This window comes from Streptomyces sp. Y1 (assembly GCF_041053115.1).
In the GTDB taxonomy this organism is placed as follows: Bacteria; Actinomycetota; Actinomycetes; order Streptomycetales; family Streptomycetaceae; genus Kitasatospora; species Kitasatospora rubellomurina.
Genome location: NZ_CP163445.1, coordinates 6,249,397 through 6,264,800, shown reverse-complemented (window position 1 = coordinate 6,264,800; position 15,404 = coordinate 6,249,397). Strand labels below are relative to the sequence as shown.

Annotated in this window: 19 protein-coding genes; 3 read left to right on the top strand and 16 right to left on the bottom strand. The window is 74.7% G+C overall.

The features are described 5' to 3' along the window. Positions 1 to 70: 70 nt before the first annotated feature. The 6 genes from AB2U05_RS27490 to rpmB all read right to left on the bottom strand — a co-directional run bounded on the left by AB2U05_RS27490 (position 71) and on the right by rpmB (position 3,441). A complete protein-coding gene (locus AB2U05_RS27490; RefSeq protein WP_045692865.1) occupies positions 71 to 1,177 on the bottom strand; it encodes a Xaa-Pro peptidase family protein in 1,107 nt (368 codons plus the stop codon). A 119-nt stretch (positions 1,178 to 1,296) separates the two neighbouring features. Then, positions 1,297 to 1,470 (bottom strand): 50S ribosomal protein L32, encoded by a 174-nt coding sequence (gene rpmF, locus AB2U05_RS27485; RefSeq protein ID WP_369184517.1) that lies wholly within the window; start codon positions 1,468 to 1,470, stop codon positions 1,297 to 1,299. Between the two features lie 9 nt (positions 1,471 to 1,479). Then, positions 1,480 to 1,716, bottom strand: coding sequence for a 30S ribosomal protein S18 (rpsR, locus tag AB2U05_RS27480; RefSeq protein WP_369184516.1), 237 nt, complete (start codon positions 1,714 to 1,716; stop codon positions 1,480 to 1,482). 11 nt (positions 1,717 to 1,727) lie between these two features. Further along, positions 1,728 to 2,903, bottom strand: coding sequence for a GTP-binding protein (locus AB2U05_RS27475; RefSeq protein WP_244178936.1), 1,176 nt, complete (start codon positions 2,901 to 2,903; stop codon positions 1,728 to 1,730). Further along, the gene (gene rpsN, locus AB2U05_RS27470) at positions 2,900 to 3,205 is read right to left on the bottom strand and encodes a 30S ribosomal protein S14 (RefSeq protein WP_369184515.1); all 306 of its coding nucleotides are present in this window, start codon (positions 3,203 to 3,205) and stop codon (positions 2,900 to 2,902) included. Before rpsN ends, AB2U05_RS27475 begins: the two co-directional genes overlap by 4 nt. Further along, positions 3,205 to 3,441, bottom strand: a complete 237-nt coding sequence (gene rpmB, locus AB2U05_RS27465) for a 50S ribosomal protein L28 (RefSeq protein ID WP_045700488.1) — start codon at positions 3,439 to 3,441, stop codon at positions 3,205 to 3,207. The genes rpsN and rpmB overlap by 1 nt, the downstream gene beginning before the upstream one ends. Positions 3,442 to 3,577: 136 nt before the next feature. Here rpmB and rpmG point away from each other — a divergent pair, with 136 nt between their 5' ends. Further along, entirely contained in the window at positions 3,578 to 3,742 is a 165-nt protein-coding gene (rpmG, locus tag AB2U05_RS27460; protein WP_045700490.1) for a 50S ribosomal protein L33, read from the top strand. 73 nt (positions 3,743 to 3,815) lie between these two features. Here the strand turns inward: rpmG and AB2U05_RS27455 are convergent, their stop codons facing one another. Beyond that, positions 3,816 to 4,388, bottom strand: a complete 573-nt coding sequence (locus AB2U05_RS27455; protein WP_369184514.1) for a helix-turn-helix domain-containing protein — start codon at positions 4,386 to 4,388, stop codon at positions 3,816 to 3,818. Between the two features lie 151 nt (positions 4,389 to 4,539). On the opposite strand from AB2U05_RS27455, the gene AB2U05_RS27450 reads away from it, so the two are divergent. Both AB2U05_RS27450 and AB2U05_RS27445 read left to right on the top strand, forming a co-directional pair. Further along, on the top strand, positions 4,540 to 5,391 hold the full coding sequence (locus tag AB2U05_RS27450) for an EamA family transporter (RefSeq protein ID WP_045700494.1): 852 nt from the start codon (positions 4,540 to 4,542) through the stop codon (positions 5,389 to 5,391). Between the two features lie 54 nt (positions 5,392 to 5,445). Then, entirely contained in the window at positions 5,446 to 5,829 is a 384-nt protein-coding gene (locus tag AB2U05_RS27445; protein WP_045700496.1) for a metalloregulator ArsR/SmtB family transcription factor, read from the top strand. Between the two features lie 55 nt (positions 5,830 to 5,884). On the opposite strand, the gene AB2U05_RS27440 is transcribed toward AB2U05_RS27445, so the two are convergent. The 9 genes from AB2U05_RS27440 to mltG (AB2U05_RS27400) all read right to left on the bottom strand — a co-directional run bounded on the left by AB2U05_RS27440 (position 5,885) and on the right by mltG (AB2U05_RS27400) (position 15,347). Then, complete coding sequence (locus tag AB2U05_RS27440; RefSeq protein ID WP_045700498.1) at positions 5,885 to 6,694, bottom strand: Fpg/Nei family DNA glycosylase; 810 nt, start codon at positions 6,692 to 6,694, stop codon at positions 5,885 to 5,887. A gap of 87 nt (positions 6,695 to 6,781) precedes the next feature. Continuing rightward, positions 6,782 to 7,729: an AAA family ATPase gene (locus AB2U05_RS27435; protein WP_369184513.1), complete on the bottom strand. Its 948-nt coding sequence runs from the start codon at positions 7,727 to 7,729 to the stop codon at positions 6,782 to 6,784. 97 nt (positions 7,730 to 7,826) lie between these two features. Then, the gene (gene aroQ, locus AB2U05_RS27430; RefSeq protein WP_045700577.1) at positions 7,827 to 8,255 is read right to left on the bottom strand and encodes a type II 3-dehydroquinate dehydratase; all 429 of its coding nucleotides are present in this window, start codon (positions 8,253 to 8,255) and stop codon (positions 7,827 to 7,829) included. A gap of 8 nt (positions 8,256 to 8,263) precedes the next feature. Next, the gene (aroB, locus tag AB2U05_RS27425; RefSeq protein WP_045700502.1) at positions 8,264 to 9,355 is read right to left on the bottom strand and encodes a 3-dehydroquinate synthase; all 1,092 of its coding nucleotides are present in this window, start codon (positions 9,353 to 9,355) and stop codon (positions 8,264 to 8,266) included. Continuing rightward, complete coding sequence (locus AB2U05_RS27420) at positions 9,348 to 9,869, bottom strand: shikimate kinase (RefSeq protein ID WP_045700504.1); 522 nt, start codon at positions 9,867 to 9,869, stop codon at positions 9,348 to 9,350. The genes aroB and AB2U05_RS27420 overlap by 8 nt, the downstream gene beginning before the upstream one ends. Further along, the gene (gene aroC / locus AB2U05_RS27415; protein WP_369184512.1) at positions 9,866 to 11,050 is read right to left on the bottom strand and encodes a chorismate synthase; all 1,185 of its coding nucleotides are present in this window, start codon (positions 11,048 to 11,050) and stop codon (positions 9,866 to 9,868) included. Before aroC ends, AB2U05_RS27420 begins: the two co-directional genes overlap by 4 nt. A 168-nt stretch (positions 11,051 to 11,218) precedes the next feature. Next, positions 11,219 to 12,049 (bottom strand): shikimate dehydrogenase, encoded by an 831-nt coding sequence (locus AB2U05_RS27410; RefSeq protein WP_369184511.1) that lies wholly within the window; start codon positions 12,047 to 12,049, stop codon positions 11,219 to 11,221. A 34-nt stretch (positions 12,050 to 12,083) separates the two neighbouring features. Beyond that, positions 12,084 to 13,898, bottom strand: a complete 1,815-nt coding sequence (gene mltG, locus AB2U05_RS27405; protein ID WP_369184510.1) for an endolytic transglycosylase MltG — start codon at positions 13,896 to 13,898, stop codon at positions 12,084 to 12,086. A 183-nt stretch (positions 13,899 to 14,081) separates the two neighbouring features. Next, positions 14,082 to 15,347 (bottom strand): endolytic transglycosylase MltG, encoded by a 1,266-nt coding sequence (gene mltG / locus AB2U05_RS27400; RefSeq protein WP_369184509.1) that lies wholly within the window; start codon positions 15,345 to 15,347, stop codon positions 14,082 to 14,084. Positions 15,348 to 15,404 lie beyond the last annotated feature (57 nt).

Here is a 15,404-nt window from a genome sequence, read left to right as displayed (position 1 = left end):
TTACTCCTGGATATAGCTGTCAAGGAACCAAGGCTTGCGTCCTGCCGCCGGCGGCCGTCAGGGGCCGCCGTCACAGGGCGAGGAGCTCCTTGGTGGTGATGGTGAGCAGCTCGGGCCCGCCCTCCTCGAGGGGGCGCACGACGAGCGTGTCCTCGATCCGGACACCACCCTTGCCCGGGAGGTGGACTCCCGGACCGACGGTGACCGGTACGCGGCTGTCCAGTTTACCCATGTCCGCCGGGCCGAGGCGCGGCGCCTCCCGGATCTCCAGCCCGATGCCGTGCCCGATCGGGCGCGGGGACGGCTCGGTGTGGCCGGCCGCCTCCAGCACCTGCCGCGCGGCCCGGTCGGGCACGGACAGCTCCACCCCCGGCTCCAGCGCCTCCCGGCCGGCCCGCTGCGCGCGGAAGACCAGCCGGTGCAGCTCGACCTGCCAGGGCGCGGGGGCCGCGCCGATCACGAAGGTCCGGGCCGTCGAGACGCCGTAACCCCGGTACTGGGCGCCCAGCACGACGGTGAGGAAGTCGCCCTCCTCCACCCGGCGGTCGGTCGGCTGGTGGGCGGGCTGGCCGGAGTGGGTGCCGGTGCCGACCGAGACCGGGAAGGCCGCCCGGTCCGCGCCGTGGTCGATCATCCGGCGCTCCAGCTCCATCGCCAGGTGCCGCTCGGTGCGGCCGACCAGGATCGACTCCAGCAGCTCGCCGAGCGCCTGGTCGGCGATCTCGGCGGCGATCCGCAGGTCGGCGATCTCGTGCTCGTCCTTGACCACCCGCAGCCGCTCGACCACCTGCCCGAGGTCCGTCAGCCGGGCCCCCTCGGCCAGCGCCGCCACCGCCCGGTGCCGACTCACGGTCAGGTCGTGCTCCTCCACCGCCAGGCCCGCCACCCCCAGCCGGACGGCCGCCGCGGCGGCGGCCAGCGCGGTGTCCGCCCCGGCCGAGACCGGCAGCTGGGCGACGTCGGGGGCGATCAGGTGCTCGCCCGAATCGTCCGGCGGCAGGTCGTCCGGCAGCGCCAGCAGCACCTCCTCGCGGGTCAGCAGCACCGTCGCCCCGCACGGCGCGCAGCCCGTCAGGTACCGCACGTTCGCCGCCCGGGTGATCAGCGCCGCATCGGCCCCGGCCGCACCGCAGTGCTCCCGCACCCGCTCCCGCCGCGCCGCGTACGCATCCACCATGCGTCGAGCCTACGGACCCCCGCCCCACCCCGCCCGCCGAACGGCCCCCGCCCCGGCAGCCGGGGGCGACCCCATCGGCCGCGCCCCTCCTCCCCCCGCCTCGCCGCCCGCGCGGCGGCCTACGCCTCCTCCTCCCCCAGCAGCCCGCGCCGGTAGGCGGGGACGAGGTTCTGCGGGACGAGCAACTCGCGGCCGTTGAGGGTGACGGGGACGAGCCTGGGGGCCTTCGCCTTCCACTGGGCGCGGCGGTGCCGGGTGTTGCTGCGGGAGGTCCTGCGCTTGGGGACTGCCATCGGGGGCTCCTATCGGTTGGTTCCGGAGGCGTACGGGAGGAGGGCCATCTCGCGGGCGTTCTTGATCGCCCGGGCCATCGCCCGCTGCTGCTGAACGGTGAGCCGGGTGACCCTGCGGCTGCGGATCTTGCCCCGGTCGGAGACGAAGCGGCGCAGCAGGTCGGTGTCCTGGTAGTCGATGTATTCGATGCCGGCCGCCGTCAGCGGGTCGGGCCGGGTCTTCGAGGGGGCGGGTCGTCGGCGCACGGGCGGCTCCTTCAGCAGACGGGGTCGAGCAGGTCCTGGAAGCCGTCCGGCAGGGCCTTCCAGCCCGGTTCGCCGGCGGCGAGTTCGGCGTCGGTGAGCAGGCAGGAGTCGAGCAGCTCGGTGATGCCGTCGACGTCCAGCCCGTGCGCGGTGAAGCTGAGCTGCTGCACCCGGTCGGCGTGCACGGGGTGCCAGTCGAGGGCGGCGGCCGCCCGGCGGGCCGGCGGGTAGAGGTCCCAGACGGCGTCGGGCACGGAGCCGAGCCAGGGCCCGCACTCCTCGACGGCGAGGTTGGCCCCGGCCGCGTCCCACCCGAGCATCAGCGCGGGCCGGTTGGCGAGCCAGAACCGTCCTCGGCTGCGCTGCGCGGCCGGGACGAGCAGGTCGAGCGCCCGGTGCAGCCGGTCCGGGTGCAGGGGCCGGCGCCGTTCCCAGACGAGCGTGGCGACGCCGGCCTCGTCGCCCTCCTGGGGGAGCAGCGCGATCGCCGGGTTGACGCGGTCGCGGGCGGCGGGGACGTCGAAGCCGCCGAGCGCGGCCCGGGTGAGCGCGCCGCTGCCGAGCCGGACGATCCGGGCGGTGGGGTGGAGCTGTCGCAGCAGCGCGAGCCCCGGCGCGTGCGCGGTGGCGCGCGGCACGGCGAGGGTGGTGGCGTACTCGACCTGGTGGGCGAGCGCCTCCGCCCGGGTCCGCCGGTCCTGCCGGGCGGTGTGCTCGCCGTGCTCCACCAGCTCGTCGGGGACGGAGAGTTCGCCGAGCAGCCGGTCCGGGTCGACGGCGGTGACGACGCCCGCGATCTCCAGCAGGTCGGCCGCGCAGCGCCCGTCCGCCTCTCCCCCGGCGATCACCTCGACGGCGGGGTGCGGGTCGCTGCCGCCCCAGAGCTCGACGATCGCGAGCCCGTACCGGCCGTTCTCGGCGAAGTCCAGCAGCCTGGGCAGCAGGTCCTCGCGCAGGGCGCAGCAGGGGCAGTCGTTGGGCAGCGGCACCTCGGCCCGGTCGAACGCGCCGCGCCCGTCGCGCAGTTCGCGGTGGACGAGGCCGCGCGCGGCGTCCCGCAGGTCGTGCCGCAGGATCACGGCGTCCACCGCCGCCTCCGCCAACTCCCGGACGGCATCGCGGCGTTCGTCGGCGTGCAGGCCGCCGACCACGACCACGGGCAGCCTGACCGCTTCCACGGCGCTCACCAGCTGGCCTTGCGCACGCCGGGCAGGTGGCCGGCGTGCGCGTGTGCCCGCAGGTTGATCCGGGAGAGGCCGAAGGCGCGCAGGTAGCCGCGCGGACGGCCGTCGACGGCGTCGCGGTTGCGCACCCGGGTGGCGCTGGCGTCGCGCGGCTGACGGGCGAGTTCGGCCAGGGCGGCGGCGCGTTCGGCGGGGCCGGTGCCGGGGTGGGCGATGGCCCGCTTGAGTTCGGCGCGGCGCTCGGCGTACCGGGCGACGAGGGCGCGCCGCCGCTCGTTCTTGGCGATCTTGCTCCGCTTGGCCATCAGACCTTCCCCCCTCGCGCCCGGATGCGGGCGACGGCGGCTTCGACGCCGATCGCGTCGACGGTGCGGATGCCCTTGGCGCTGAGCACGAGCCGGACGTACCGGCCCTCGCTGGGCAGCCAGTAGCGCTTGCGCTGGATGTTGGGGTCGAAGCGGCGCGGGGTGCGGCGGTGCGAGTGCGAGATCGCGTTGCCGAACCCGGGGCGGCGGCCGGTGAGTTGGCAGTGTGCGGACATGGGTGCTCCCTGGCGTCCGGGTACCCGGGGATCCGGGAATGGGCAGGACCGGGCTCACGTTACACCACATGAAAATGACTTCCATTTCGGTGTACGGTTTCGAGCCGACCGCACCCCCGACCCCCAGGAGGCCCCGATGGCCCGCAGCGAACTGCGCCCCGTGATCAAGCTCCGCTCCACCGCCGGCACCGGCTACACGTACGTGACCCGCAAGAACCGCCGGAACGACCCGGACCGGATGGTGCTGCGCAAGTACGACCCGATGGCCGGTCGGCACGTCGACTTCCGCGAGGAGCGCTGAACCGCGCCGGACAACGCGAAGCGGCGCCTCCCCCACCGCGGGGAGGCGCCGCTTCGGCACGCGCGGAGCCGCCTCAGCGCGGCGGCGGGACGGAGACCACCATGGTCAGCCGCAGCACCCGGTCCCCCGCGTTGCGGTAGACGTGCGCGTAGGCCGCGTCGAAGGAGACCGTGCTGCCGGCCGGGACGGGGTGGCCCGCGCCGTCGTGCACCAGCGTGAGCTCGCCCTCGTCGACCCGGACGATCTCCACCGTCCCGGCCGGGTGCGGCTCGGAGGAGTACTCCTCGCCCGGCTCCATCCGCCACTCCCACAGCTCCAGCGGCCCGGGCGCCTCGATCCCGTGCAGCAGGGTGCCCGTCCCGCCGCTGACGCCGGTCCAGAGCGGGACGGCCTGGTCGCCGGGGATGATCCGGACGTCCGGCCCCTCCTCGTAGTCGAGCAGCGTGGCGATCGAGACGCCGAGCGCGTCGCCGAGCCGGACGACGGTGGCCACGCTCGGGTTGGTACGGCCCTGCTCGATCTGGACGATCATGCCGCGGCTCACCCCGGAGCGGGCGGCGAGGGCGTCCAGGGTGTGGCCGCGCTCGGCGCGCAGCCGCTTGAGGTTGCGGGCGAGCGCCCGGGAGACGAGGTCGGGGTCCGGCACGCGGGCAGCCCTCCGGTGTCCACTGTACGAGACGTACAGAATATTGTTCGGCCGAGTTCAGTTCAGTGCACTACGCTGCCGATCCGGCAACAAGTCCACCCGACTGTACTGCGGAGTGCATCGTGCTGTCCTCGATCCCCCGGTCCCTCCCGTGACCGCCCTGCTCGCCCTCACTGCCAGCCTGCTCACCGGCCTGGGCGACTTCGGCGGCGGCGTCCTCACCCGCCGGCTGCCCGCGCTCGCCGTCGTGGTCGTCTCCCAGGCCACGGCCACCGTCGTCCTCCTGCTCGCCGTCCTCGCCACCGGCGGCTGGGCCGACGCCTCCCCCGCGCTCTGGTACGCCGTCGCCGCCGGAGTGATCGGCCCCTTCGCGATGCTCGCCTTCTACCGGGCACTCGCGCTCGGCCCGATGGGCGTGGTGTCCCCGCTGGCCACCGTGGGCGTCGCGGTGCCGGTCGGCGTCGGGCTCGCGCTCGGCGAGCGGCCCGGCCCCGGCCAGCTGGCCGGGATCGCGGTGGCCGTGGCCGGCGTGGTGCTGGCCGGCGGCCCCGAGCGCGGCGGGCCGTCCGCCGCCCGCACGGCCCTGCTGCTCACCCTGGCCGCCGCGTTCGGCTTCGGCGCCAACATGGCCCTGCTCTCCCGGGCCTCGGCCGGCGGCGGGCTGCTGCTCGTGCTGTGCGTCCAGCGGCTCGTCAACGTCGCCGTGGGCGGCGCCGCGCTGGTGGTCGAGCAGCGCGGCGCCGACACCGCCGGGCTGCTGCCGGACCTGCGCTCCCGGCTGCCCCTGCTCACCGCGGTCGGGCTGGCCGACGTCGCCGGGAACGCCGCGTACGCGCTGGCCGCGCACGCCGGCTCGGCGGCGGTGGCCGCCGTGCTCGCCTCGCTCTACCCGGTGGTCACCGCGCTGCTGGCGCGCGGACTGCTGAAGGAACGGCTGCGCCCGGTCCAGGTGGTCGGCGCCGGGCTCGCCGTCGCCGGCACCCTGCTGCTCGCGGCGGCGTAGCGCCGCCGGCCCGGGCGGACCGCCGACAGGGGCCCGCCCTGCCAGAATGTCGGTATGCATCTCGTACCGGCCGACCGCGCGGGCCACCGCACCATCGACGGGCACCGGGTCTGCGAGGCCATCGCCGCGATCGGCGATCCCGCGCACGTCCGGTCCTGGGCCGAGCGCTTCTCCCTGCTCGCCGACCCCGGGCGGCTCGCCCTGCTGCTCGCCCTGCACCGGGCCGGGGCGCTCGCCGTGTCCGACCTCGCCGTCGCCACCGGCATGCGCGACACCGCCGTCTCGCAGGCGCTGCGGCTGCTGCGGACGGCGGGCGTGGTCACCGGGGACAAGGACGGCCGCGTGGTGCGCTACCGGCTCGTGGACGAGAGCATGCGCCCCCTGCTCGACGAGTGCGTCGCCGGGGAGCACAACGAGCCCTCCGCCGCCGTCTGCTGACCCACTCGGCGACCGACCCGGCGACCGACCCGGCGGCCCGCCCGGCCGGACGGCCTCAGGCCTGCTGGCAGGACGGGCACCAGAACAGGTTCCGCGCGGCGTGCTCCTCCGTCCGCACCTCCGTGCCGCAGACCAGGCACGGCATGGCCGCGCGCCGGTAGACGTACACCTCGCCGCCGTGGTCGTCCACCCGCGGCGGACGGCCCATCGCCTCGGGGGTGTGCTCCGGGCGGACGGTGTCGATCCGGCCGGCCCCGACGCCCTCGCGCATCAGCGCGACCAGGTCCGCCCAGATCGCGTCCCACTCGCGCCGGGTGAGGTCCCGCCCGGCCCGGTGCGGGTCGATGCCGTGCCGGAACAGCACCTCGGCCCGGTAGACGTTGCCCACCCCGGCCAGCACCTTCTGGTCCATCAGCAGCGCGGCGACGGTCGTCCGGCTGCCCGATATCCGCCGCCAGGCGGCCTCCGGCTCGGCGTCGGCACGCAGCGGGTCGGGGCCGAGCCGGGCGGCCACCGCGGCCTTCTCGGCGTCGGTGACCAGCGCGCAGGTGTTGGGACCGCGCAGGTCCGCGTAGCCGTCCTCGTTCTCCAGCCGCAGCCGGACCAGGCCCACCGGCTCGGGCGCCGGGCCGGTGCCGAAGGTGAAGCCGCCGTACAGACCGAGGTGGACGTGCACCCAGCCGCCCTCCTCGAAGCCGAGGAACAGGTGCTTGCCGAAGGCCTCCGCACCCGTGAGCAGCTGCCCGTCGATCACCTTCGCCTCGTCGGCGAAGCGGCCCTGCGGGCTCGCGGCCCGGACGGCGCGGCCGCCGAAGGCCTTCAGGTTCTCGGCGGCGAGACGGTGGATGATGTGGCCTTCCGGCACGGGCGCGACTCCCCACGGTCGGTTCGACTGGACCGGTCCATCATCCCAGCCGGCACCGACAGCCCGGGCGCCCCCGGACCCCCGAGGTCAGCGGACCGGCATCCCCGTCAGCCGCGCCAGGATCACCCGGTCCAGCTCGGCGGCCGTCCCGGCGACGTCCAGGTACGAGTTGTCGATGATCGGCAGCCCGGAGTTGTACCAGCCCGCCATCCGCCCGTGGATGCGCGCCACCTCCTCGTCGCCGAGCCGCCGGTTGCCGCTGCGCCGGGAGTTGCGGCGCAGCACCGAGTCCAGGCTCGGCAGCAGCACGACCGGGAGCATGCCCGGGCCGATGTGCCGCTTCCAGCCGCCGAGGCCGATCGCCGGGCGGTCCGGGAAGACGGCGTCGTCGATGATGCACGAGATGCCGTTGGCCAGGTAGTTGCGGCAGGCGAAGCCGCAGGTGCGCCGGGCCAGCCGGTACTGCGCCTCGGAGGCGTTGTTCCAGCCGGCCTGCGGGTTGGCGAAGCCGGACTGCACCCACTCGCGGACGTCGTCCAGGCTGACGTGGGCGGTCGGCGTGGGCCGCCGCTCGGCCCAGTACCGGGCGACGGTGGTCTTGCCGGCCCCGGCGGGCCCGATCAGCAGCACCGCGATCGGCCCGGCGGGCGCGTGCGGGCGCGGCGGGTGGGCGGGCAGCTGGACGGGCGTGCCGGGGGGCAGCACGAAGTGCCCGGTGCCGCCGGGCGGAACGGGCACGGTCGACAGCTGCACGGTCGCGTGAACGGGCACCGGCGCGGGCTGCGCCGCGGGCGCAGGCACGGGCTGCGGCGCGGGCGCAGGCACGGCCTGCGGCGCGGGCGCAGGCACGGCCTGCGGCGCGGGCGCAGGCACGGGCTGCGGCGCGGGCGGCGGTGACGTCGGCGGTGACGGCGGAACGGGCGCCCCCGCCCCCGGCGGCACCGGCGGACCCGACACCGCCGCACCGCCCCCCGGCGGCACCGGCGGACCCGCGGGACGCGGCGGGACCTGCCCGCCTGCGGCGTACTGCGTCACGGAACCTCCCGACACCTCTCAGCGGGGACACTACACGGCGGCCCGGCGGCGGGCACAGTCCGCCACCGGGCCCTCGGCCGGTCCTCGCCCCCCGCGCTCAGCGCGTGGTCAGCTGCTCCGCCAGCGCCCGCAGCGCCAGCTCGTACGAGCCGATCCCGAACCCGGCGATGGTGCCGGAGGCCACCGCGGCGATCACCGAGGTGTGCCGGAACGCCTCCCGGGCGTACGGGTTGGAGATGTGCACCTCGATCAGCGGAGCGGTGCGCTGCGCGGCGGCGTCCCGCATCGCGTACGAGTAGTGCGTGAACGCGCCCGGGTTGATCACCACGGGCACCTGCCCGTCCGCCGCCTCGTGCAGCCACTCCACCATCTGCTGCTCGGAGTTGGTCTCGTGGACCTCGACCTCGAAGCCGAACTCCTTGCCGAGCGCGGTGCAGCGCTCGACCAGCCCGGCGTACGAGGTGGCGCCGTAGACGTCGGGCTCGCGGCTGCCCAGCCGGCCCAGGTTGGGGCCGTTGAGCACCATCACCCTGGTCACGAGGAGACCTCGGCGTACGCGGCGACCAGCAGCGACGGGTCGGGGCCCTCCAGCACGGAGGTCTTGCCGAGGCCGTCCAGGACGATGAAGCGGATGAGGTCGCCGCGCGACTTCTTGTCGATCTTCATCGCGTCCAGCAACTTCGGCCAGGCGTCCGCCCGGTAGCTCAGCGGCAGCCCGACCGAGGCCAGCACGCTGCGGTGCCGGTCGGCCGTCTCGTCGTCCAACCGGCCCGCCAGGCGGCCGAGTTCGGCGGCGAAGACCATGCCGATGGAGATCGCGGCGCCGTGCCGCCACTTGTACCGCTCGGCCCGCTCGATGGCGTGGCCCAGGGTGTGGCCGTAGTTGAGGATCTCCCGCCGGCCGGACTCCTTGAGGTCCCCGGAGACCACGTCGGCCTTGACCTGGATGGCCCGGCGGATCAGCTCGACGGTGTGCGGGCCGGCCGGGGACTTGGCGCCCTCCGGGTCGGCCTCGATCAGGTCGAGGATGGCCGGGTCGGCGATGAAGCCGCACTTGATGACCTCGGCGAGGCCGGAGACGTAGTCGTGCTTGGGCACGGTCTCCAGGGTGCCGAGGTCGGCCAGCACGCCCACCGGCGGGTGGAAGGCGCCGACCATGTTCTTGCCCTCGGCGATGTTGATGCCGGTCTTGCCGCCCACGGCCGCGTCGACCATGCCGAGCAGCGTGGTGGGCATCGAGACCCAGCGCACCCCGCGCAGCCAGGTCGCGGCGACGAAGCCGGCCAGGTCGGTGGTGGCACCGCCGCCGAGGCCGACGACCACGTCGCTGCGGGTGAAGCCGGTCTGCCCGAGCACCGACCAGCAGTACGCGGCGACCTCGGCGCTCTTGGCGTCCTCGGCGTTCGGCACCTGCAGGCCGATCGCCTCGTAGCCCTCGGCGACCAGGTCCTCGCGGATCGCGTCCGCGGTGGCGGCCAGCGCCTCCGGGTGGATGATCGCGACCCGCTTCGCCCGGCCGCCGATCAGCGGCGCCAGCTCGCCGAGCAGCTGGTGCCCGATCAGCACGTCGTACGGGTCGTGGCCGGCGCTGCCGCCGACGTGAATCCTGACGATGGGGTCAGTCATGGGGGGTCTTCAGCTCCAGTGCTTCCAGTACGGCGTCCGCGACCTGCTCGGGGGTGCGGCCGGCGGTGTCGACGACGGCGGTGGCCACCTCGAGGTAGAGGGGGCGGCGGGCCTCCATCAGCTCGCGCCAGCGGGCGCGGGGGTTGACGGCCAGCAGCGGGCGCGGCGCGTCCAGGCCGACCCGCTTGACGGCGTCGGCCAGCGGGACCTCCAGGAACACGACCGGCAGCTCGCGCAGCAGCTCGCGGGTGGCCTCGGCCATCACCGCGCCGCCGCCGAGCGCCAGCACGCCGCCGTGCCCGGTCGCGGCCGCCCGGACGGCGGCCACCTCCAGCGCGCGGAAGTGCGGCTCGCCCTCGTCGATGAAGATCTCCGGGATCGGCTTGCCGGCCGCCGACTCGATGTCGGCGTCGGTGTCCCGGAAGCCGACGCCCAGGCGCTCGGCCAGGGCCCGCCCGACGGTGGACTTGCCACTGCCGGGCGGCCCGACCAGCACCACGACGGGATTCGTCATCGGACGATCAGGTGGTCGAGGTAGCCCTGCACGTTGCGGCGGGTCTCGGACACGTGGTCGCCGCCGAACTTCTCGTTCACCGCGTCGGCCAGCACCAGCGCGACCATCGCCTCGGCGACGATGCCGGCGGCCGGCACGGCGCAGACGTCCGACCGCTGGTGGTGCGCCTTGGCCGGCTCGCCGGTCCGCACGTCCAGGGTCTGCAGCGCCCGCGGCACGGTGGCGATCGGCTTCATCGCGGCGCGCACCCGCAGCACCTCGCCGGTGGACAGGCCGCCCTCGGTGCCGCCGGCCCGTCCGGAGGTGCGCTTGACGCCCTCGGGGGTCGGCACGATCTCGTCGTGCGCCTTCGAGCCGGGCACCCGGGCCAGCTCGAAGCCGTCGCCGACCTCGACGCCCTTGATCGCCTGGATGCCCATCAGCGCGGCGGCCAGCCGCGCGTCGAGGCGGCGGTCCCAGTGCACGTGCGAGCCGAGGCCCACCGGCACGCCGTACGCCAGCACCTCGACCACGCCGCCGAGGGTGTCGCCGTCCTTGTGGGCCTGGTCGATCTCGGCGACCATCGCCTTCGAGGCGTCGGCGTCCAGGCAGCGCACCGGGTCGGCGTCCAGCCGGGGCTCGTCCGAGGGCAGCGGCAGCACGCCGGCCGGGGCCTTGGCGGCGGCCAGCTCGACCACGTGGCTGACGATCTCGATCCCGGCCACCTCGCGCAGGTAGGCGCGCGCGACGGCGCCCAGCGCGACGCGGGCGGCGGTCTCCCGGGCGCTGGCGCGCTCCAGGATCGGCCGGGCCTCCTCGATCGAGTACTTCTGCATGCCGGCCAGGTCCGCGTGGCCGGGCCGGGGGCGGGTGAGCGCCTCGTTGCGGGCCAGGCCAGCCAGCACCTCGGGGTCGACCGGGTCGGCCGACATGACCTGCTCCCACTTCGGCCACTCGGTGTTGCCGACCATGATCGCGACCGGGCTGCCCATGGTCAGGCCGTGCCGGACGCCGCCGAGGAAGGTCACCTCGTCCTGTTCGAACTTCATCCGCGCGCCGCGGCCGTAACCGAGCCGGCGGCGCGCCAGCGCGTCGGCCACCACGGCGGTGGTGACCGGTACACCGGCGGGCAGGCCCTCCAGCGTCGCGACGAGTGCGGGGCCGTGCGACTCCCCCGCCGTCAGCCAGCGCAACGTACCCAACGGAGCTCCTTCATCAGCGGACCGGCCCACGGCACCGCCGGGGCCCGCCCGGGCGTGCCTTCTGTCCGAATCCTTTCATGCCGCGGCGGCGCACCGGGGCCGCAGTCCGCGTGCCGGACAGCAAGTGGACACACCTCGGACCGGCGCGGCCGGTCGGTGCCCGGCCGGTCACTGCCCGGCGAGCGCCTTCTCCCCCGCTTCGCGCATCGCGGCCAGCGGGCCCGGCGTGCGCCCGGTGAAGGCCTCGCTCTGCAGCACCGCCTGGTGCACCAGGAGGTCCAGCCCGCCGAGCACGGTGGCCCCGCGCTCGGCGCAGGCGGCGGCCAGCGCGGTCGGCCACGGGTGGTAGAGCACGTCGAACAGCGCGCCCGGCGCGCCCGGCAGCGCCGCGGCGAAGCCGTCCGTGGCGCCGACCGGCGTGGTGGAGACGGTCAGCGGCCGCGCCAGCGCCTCGGCTCCGCGGGCCCAGTCGGCGGTGCGCACCGCGACGCCCAGCCGCTCGCCCAACTCGGCCATCTCCCGCGCCCGTTCGGGGCTGCGGACGTAGACGGTGACCTCGCCGGAGCAGATCTGGGCGAGCGCCGCCAGCGCCGAGGAGGCGGTCGCCCCGGCGCCGAGCACGGCCGCCTCGGGCACCTCGGTGATCCCCCGCTCGCGCAGCGCGTTCACCAGGCCGGGGACGTCGGTGTTGTCCCCGGTGCGCCGTCCGTCCGCGGTGAACACCACGGTGTTGACGGCGTCCACCGAGCGGGCCGTCGCGCTCACCTCGTCGAGCAGCGGGATGACGGCCCGCTTGAGCGGCATGGTCAGCGACAGCCCCGCCCACTCGGCCTCGTCCAGCCCGGCGAGGAAGCCGGGCAGCCCGGCCTCGTCGACCTCGAAGCGGTCGTAGCGCCAGCCGTCCAGCCCGAGCGCCGCGAAGGCGGCCCGGTGCAGGTCCGGCGAGAGCGAGTGGGCGATCGGCGAGCCGAGGACGGCCGCCCGGTGCTTGCTGGTCAACGCTGCCTCTCCGTGGGCGTCCTTCGAACCGGGGCTACTTGCTGGTGCAGTGGCCGCGCTCCTTGTCGAAGCCCTGGCCGGCGTTCTTGCAGTACTCCTCGACGTTGGCGTAGTGCTCCTTGGCCGTCTCGGCGAACCGGGTGTCGCTCGCGGACATCGCGATGAAGTACAGCCACTTGCCGTCCGCCGGGTGCAGCACCGCGTTGATCGCGTCGTCGCCGGGGTTGGAGATCGGCGTCGGCGGCAGGCCCGCGTTGAGGTAGGTGTTGTACTTGTTGGACGCGTCGTCCATGTCCTTCTTGGTGAGCTCCTTGCGGCCCAGCGAGTACTGCAGCGTGGTGTCCATGCCGAGCCGGTGGTGGGTCTCGGGCTCGTTGGCCAGCCGGTTCTGGATGGTCTTGGCCATCTTGGCGAAGTCCCCGACGTTGTTGCCCTCGCGCTGCAGGATGCTCGCCTCGATGAGCACCTCGTAGCCGTTCTTGAGGCCCGCCTGGGAGGCCTGGGCGTCCAGGTTCGCGTACTTCTCGGTGGCGTTCTTGACCATCTGCTTGAGCAGGTCCTCGGGCTTCATGCCGTCGGAGATGTTGTAGCGCGTCGGCCAGAGGAAGCCCTCGACGTTGCCGTTCGCGTACGCGGGCAAGCCGAGGCTGCCGGCCTGGGCCTTGGCGACACCGGCCGTGGTGCCCGGCGCCAGCTTCAGCTTCCCGTCGATCTTGGCGTAGATCTCGCTGGAGTTGAGCCCCTCGGGCAGCACCAGCGCGGCGCCGCCCATCTGGTCGACCAGGGACTGCACGGCGGAGGCCGCCGACATCTCCTTCTTCAGCGCGTAGAAGCCCGGCTGGATGTTCTGGCACTTCTTGTCGGCGTCGCAGGCCTTGGTGAAGGCGTCGACGCTCTTGACCACGCCGGCGTTCTTCAGCTTCAGGCCGATCTGCCCGCCGACCGCGCCCTTCTCGACCTCGACCTGCACGCTGCCGCTGCCCTCGCCGGAGAAGTCCGGCGGCGGGCCGAAGTGGTCCTGGTAGAAGCCGTAGCCCCACCAGCCGGCGCCGCCCACGGCGCCGAGCAGCACCAGCGCGACCACCAGGCAGGCCCCGCCGTTGCGCCGGCCCGACTTCTTGCTCTTCTCCTTGCGCTTCTTCTTCGCGTCGCGGGACTCGTCCTCCACGCCGAGGAAGCCGCCCTCGTGCTCGGCCTCCTCCTCGAGGTACGCGCCGTCCTCGTGGTGGCCGTCCAGGTGGTCCTCGGGGTGGCCGTCCCACTCCTCGGCCTCGGCCTCGTGCGCGCCGCCGACCGGGTCGGCGCCGGCCTCCAGCGCGGCGGCCTCGGCCTCCCAGTCGATGCCGTCCGGGCCGGGACCGGACACCGGCTCGGGCTGCTGAGCCTGCTGGACCTGCTGGGGCATCTGCTGCTGCCCGTACTGGCCGCCGCCCTGCGGGTAGCCCTGCTGCGGCATCGGCTGCGACATCTGCTGGGGCATCTGCTGCTGCGGGTACTGCCCCTGCTGCGGCGCCTGCGGCTGGAAGCCCTGCTGCCCGCCGAAACTCTGGCCCTGCTGCGGGTACGCCTGCTGCCCGCCCTGGTAGCCCTGCTGCTGGCCGTACTGGCCGCCGCCCTGCGGGTAGCCCTGCTGCGACATCTGCGGCGACATCGGCTGGGGCGCCTGCTGCTGCGGGTACTGGCCCTGCGGGGCCATCGGCTGCTGGTAACCCTGCTGCTGGGGCTGCTGGTACTGCTGCTGCCACTGGCCGTCCTGCTGGCCGGGGACCGGCTGCTGGCCGCCGTACCCGGGATCACCGGGGTGCCACGGCTCGCCCTGGGGGCCGTAGCCCCGACCCAGATCGGTCATTGATCCCCTTAACCGACAGTGACGACCGACGGATCGGACCGGCCGTCCGGGACGCCGTCCCGGCTGATTCTCGAACCGGCGTGCTAGCGCAACGCCTGGGAGGAGACGTTACCGTACCGCAGCCGGGCCTCCGGCAGGGCGGACGTACCGTCAGTGCCCGACCTCACCCGCGGCCACCGTCCGCTACGGCGTCCCCGTGCCGGGCACCTGGGCCGGGGCGGAGGGCTGGGCGGAGGGCTGGGCCGACGCCGAGGCGGCGGCCGACGCGGACGACGAAGCGCCCGGCGCCGCCGCCCGGTTGGCGTTGAACTCCGCCACGTTGCGCTGCTGCACCTCGAAGCTGTCGGTGAAGCGGGTGTCCCCCGGCTTCACGGTGACGAAGTAGAGCCAGTCCCCCGGCGTCGGGTCCAGCGCCGCCATGATCGCCTGCCGCCCGGGGTTGGAGATCGGGGTCGGCGGCAGCCCGGCGTGCAGGTAGGTGTTGTACGGGGAGTCGAGCTTGGTCTCGGTGACGGTGGTGTTCAGCGTCGAACGGCCGAGCGCGTAGTTGATGGTGGAGTCCAGCTGCAGCGGCATGCCCTTGGCCAGCCGGTTGTAGATCACCCGGGCCACCCGGCCCATGTCCTCGGTGTTGTCGGCCTCGCCCTGGACCATGCTGGCCACGGTGACCAGCCCGTACAGGCTCTGCCCGAGGGTCTGGGCGACGATGTCGGCGTCGTCCCGGCTGAACTCCTTGCCGGCCCGCTCGACCATCTGCTTGAGCAGGTCGAGCGCGGTGGTGCCCTCGGTGACGCTGTACGTCGCCGGGAACAGGTAGCCCTCGGGGCTGCCGGCCGCGAACTCCGGCAGGCCCAGCTCGGCGCTCTGCTCCTTCGCGGTGCGCTGGGTGGTGCCCTCGGGCAGGTTCAGCTTCTTGTCGATCGCCGCGTAGATCTGGTAGCCGCGCCAACCCTCGGGAATGGTCAGGCCGTTGGCGTTGGCCGGGTCGATCAGGACGGCGAGCGCGGCCGCGGCCGACATCTTCAGCTTGAGGGTGTACGTCCCCGGCTGGATGCGCCCGGCGGCCGCCGCGCTGCCCTTCGCCGCCCGCGTGAAGGCGAGCGAGCTGGCCACCACCCCGTTGCGGACCAGCGCGGAGGCGATCTGGGTCAGGCCGGCGCCCTCGGGCACCGAGACCTGGACGCTGCCGCTGCCCTGCCCGGCGTAGTCGGCGGCGGCCGCCGGCCGGCGCTGCCCCTGGAACCAGGTGTAGCCGGTCAGTCCGACCCCGCCGATCACCGCGACCAGGGCGAGCGCGGTGAGCCCGCAGGCCAGCCCGTTACGCCGTCGGTGCGGATCGGGCGCATCGGAGCGCGGACGGGGCGCGGACGGCGGCCGACCCTCCGGCTCCCACACCGGCGCACCCAGGTGGCCGGGCGTGAGCCCCGGGTGGCAGTCCTGGTCGGTCATGGCGGGCGTCCCCTCGGCGGTCTCGAACCGGCCCGGATCCGTCCGCCTCGATCAGCG

Excerpts from the sequence above, each read along its gene's own strand:
- aroB (WP_045700502.1), bottom strand. The coding sequence starts at position 9,355 with ATGACTGACCCCATCGTCAGGATTCACGTCGGCGGCAGCGCCGGCCAC.
- mltG (WP_369184509.1), bottom strand. The coding sequence starts at position 15,347 with ATGACCGACCAGGACTGCCACCCGGGGCTCACGCCCGGCCACCTGGGT.
- aroQ (WP_045700577.1), bottom strand. The coding sequence starts at position 8,255 with ATGGTGCTCAACGGCCCCAACCTGGGCCGGCTGGGCAGCCGCGAGCCC.
- AB2U05_RS27420 (WP_045700504.1), bottom strand. The coding sequence starts at position 9,869 with ATGACGAATCCCGTCGTGGTGCTGGTCGGGCCGCCCGGCAGTGGCAAG.
- rpmG (WP_045700490.1), top strand. The coding sequence starts at position 3,578 with ATGGCCCGCAGCGAACTGCGCCCCGTGATCAAGCTCCGCTCCACCGCC.
- rpsN (WP_369184515.1), bottom strand. The coding sequence starts at position 3,205 with ATGGCCAAGCGGAGCAAGATCGCCAAGAACGAGCGGCGGCGCGCCCTC.
- AB2U05_RS27445 (WP_045700496.1), top strand. The coding sequence starts at position 5,446 with ATGCATCTCGTACCGGCCGACCGCGCGGGCCACCGCACCATCGACGGG.
- rpmF (WP_369184517.1), bottom strand. The coding sequence starts at position 1,470 with ATGGCAGTCCCCAAGCGCAGGACCTCCCGCAGCAACACCCGGCACCGC.
- AB2U05_RS27490 (WP_045692865.1), bottom strand. The coding sequence starts at position 1,177 with ATGGTGGATGCGTACGCGGCGCGGCGGGAGCGGGTGCGGGAGCACTGC.
- mltG (WP_369184510.1), bottom strand. The coding sequence starts at position 13,898 with ATGACCGATCTGGGTCGGGGCTACGGCCCCCAGGGCGAGCCGTGGCAC.
- rpmB (WP_045700488.1), bottom strand. The coding sequence starts at position 3,441 with ATGTCCGCACACTGCCAACTCACCGGCCGCCGCCCCGGGTTCGGCAAC.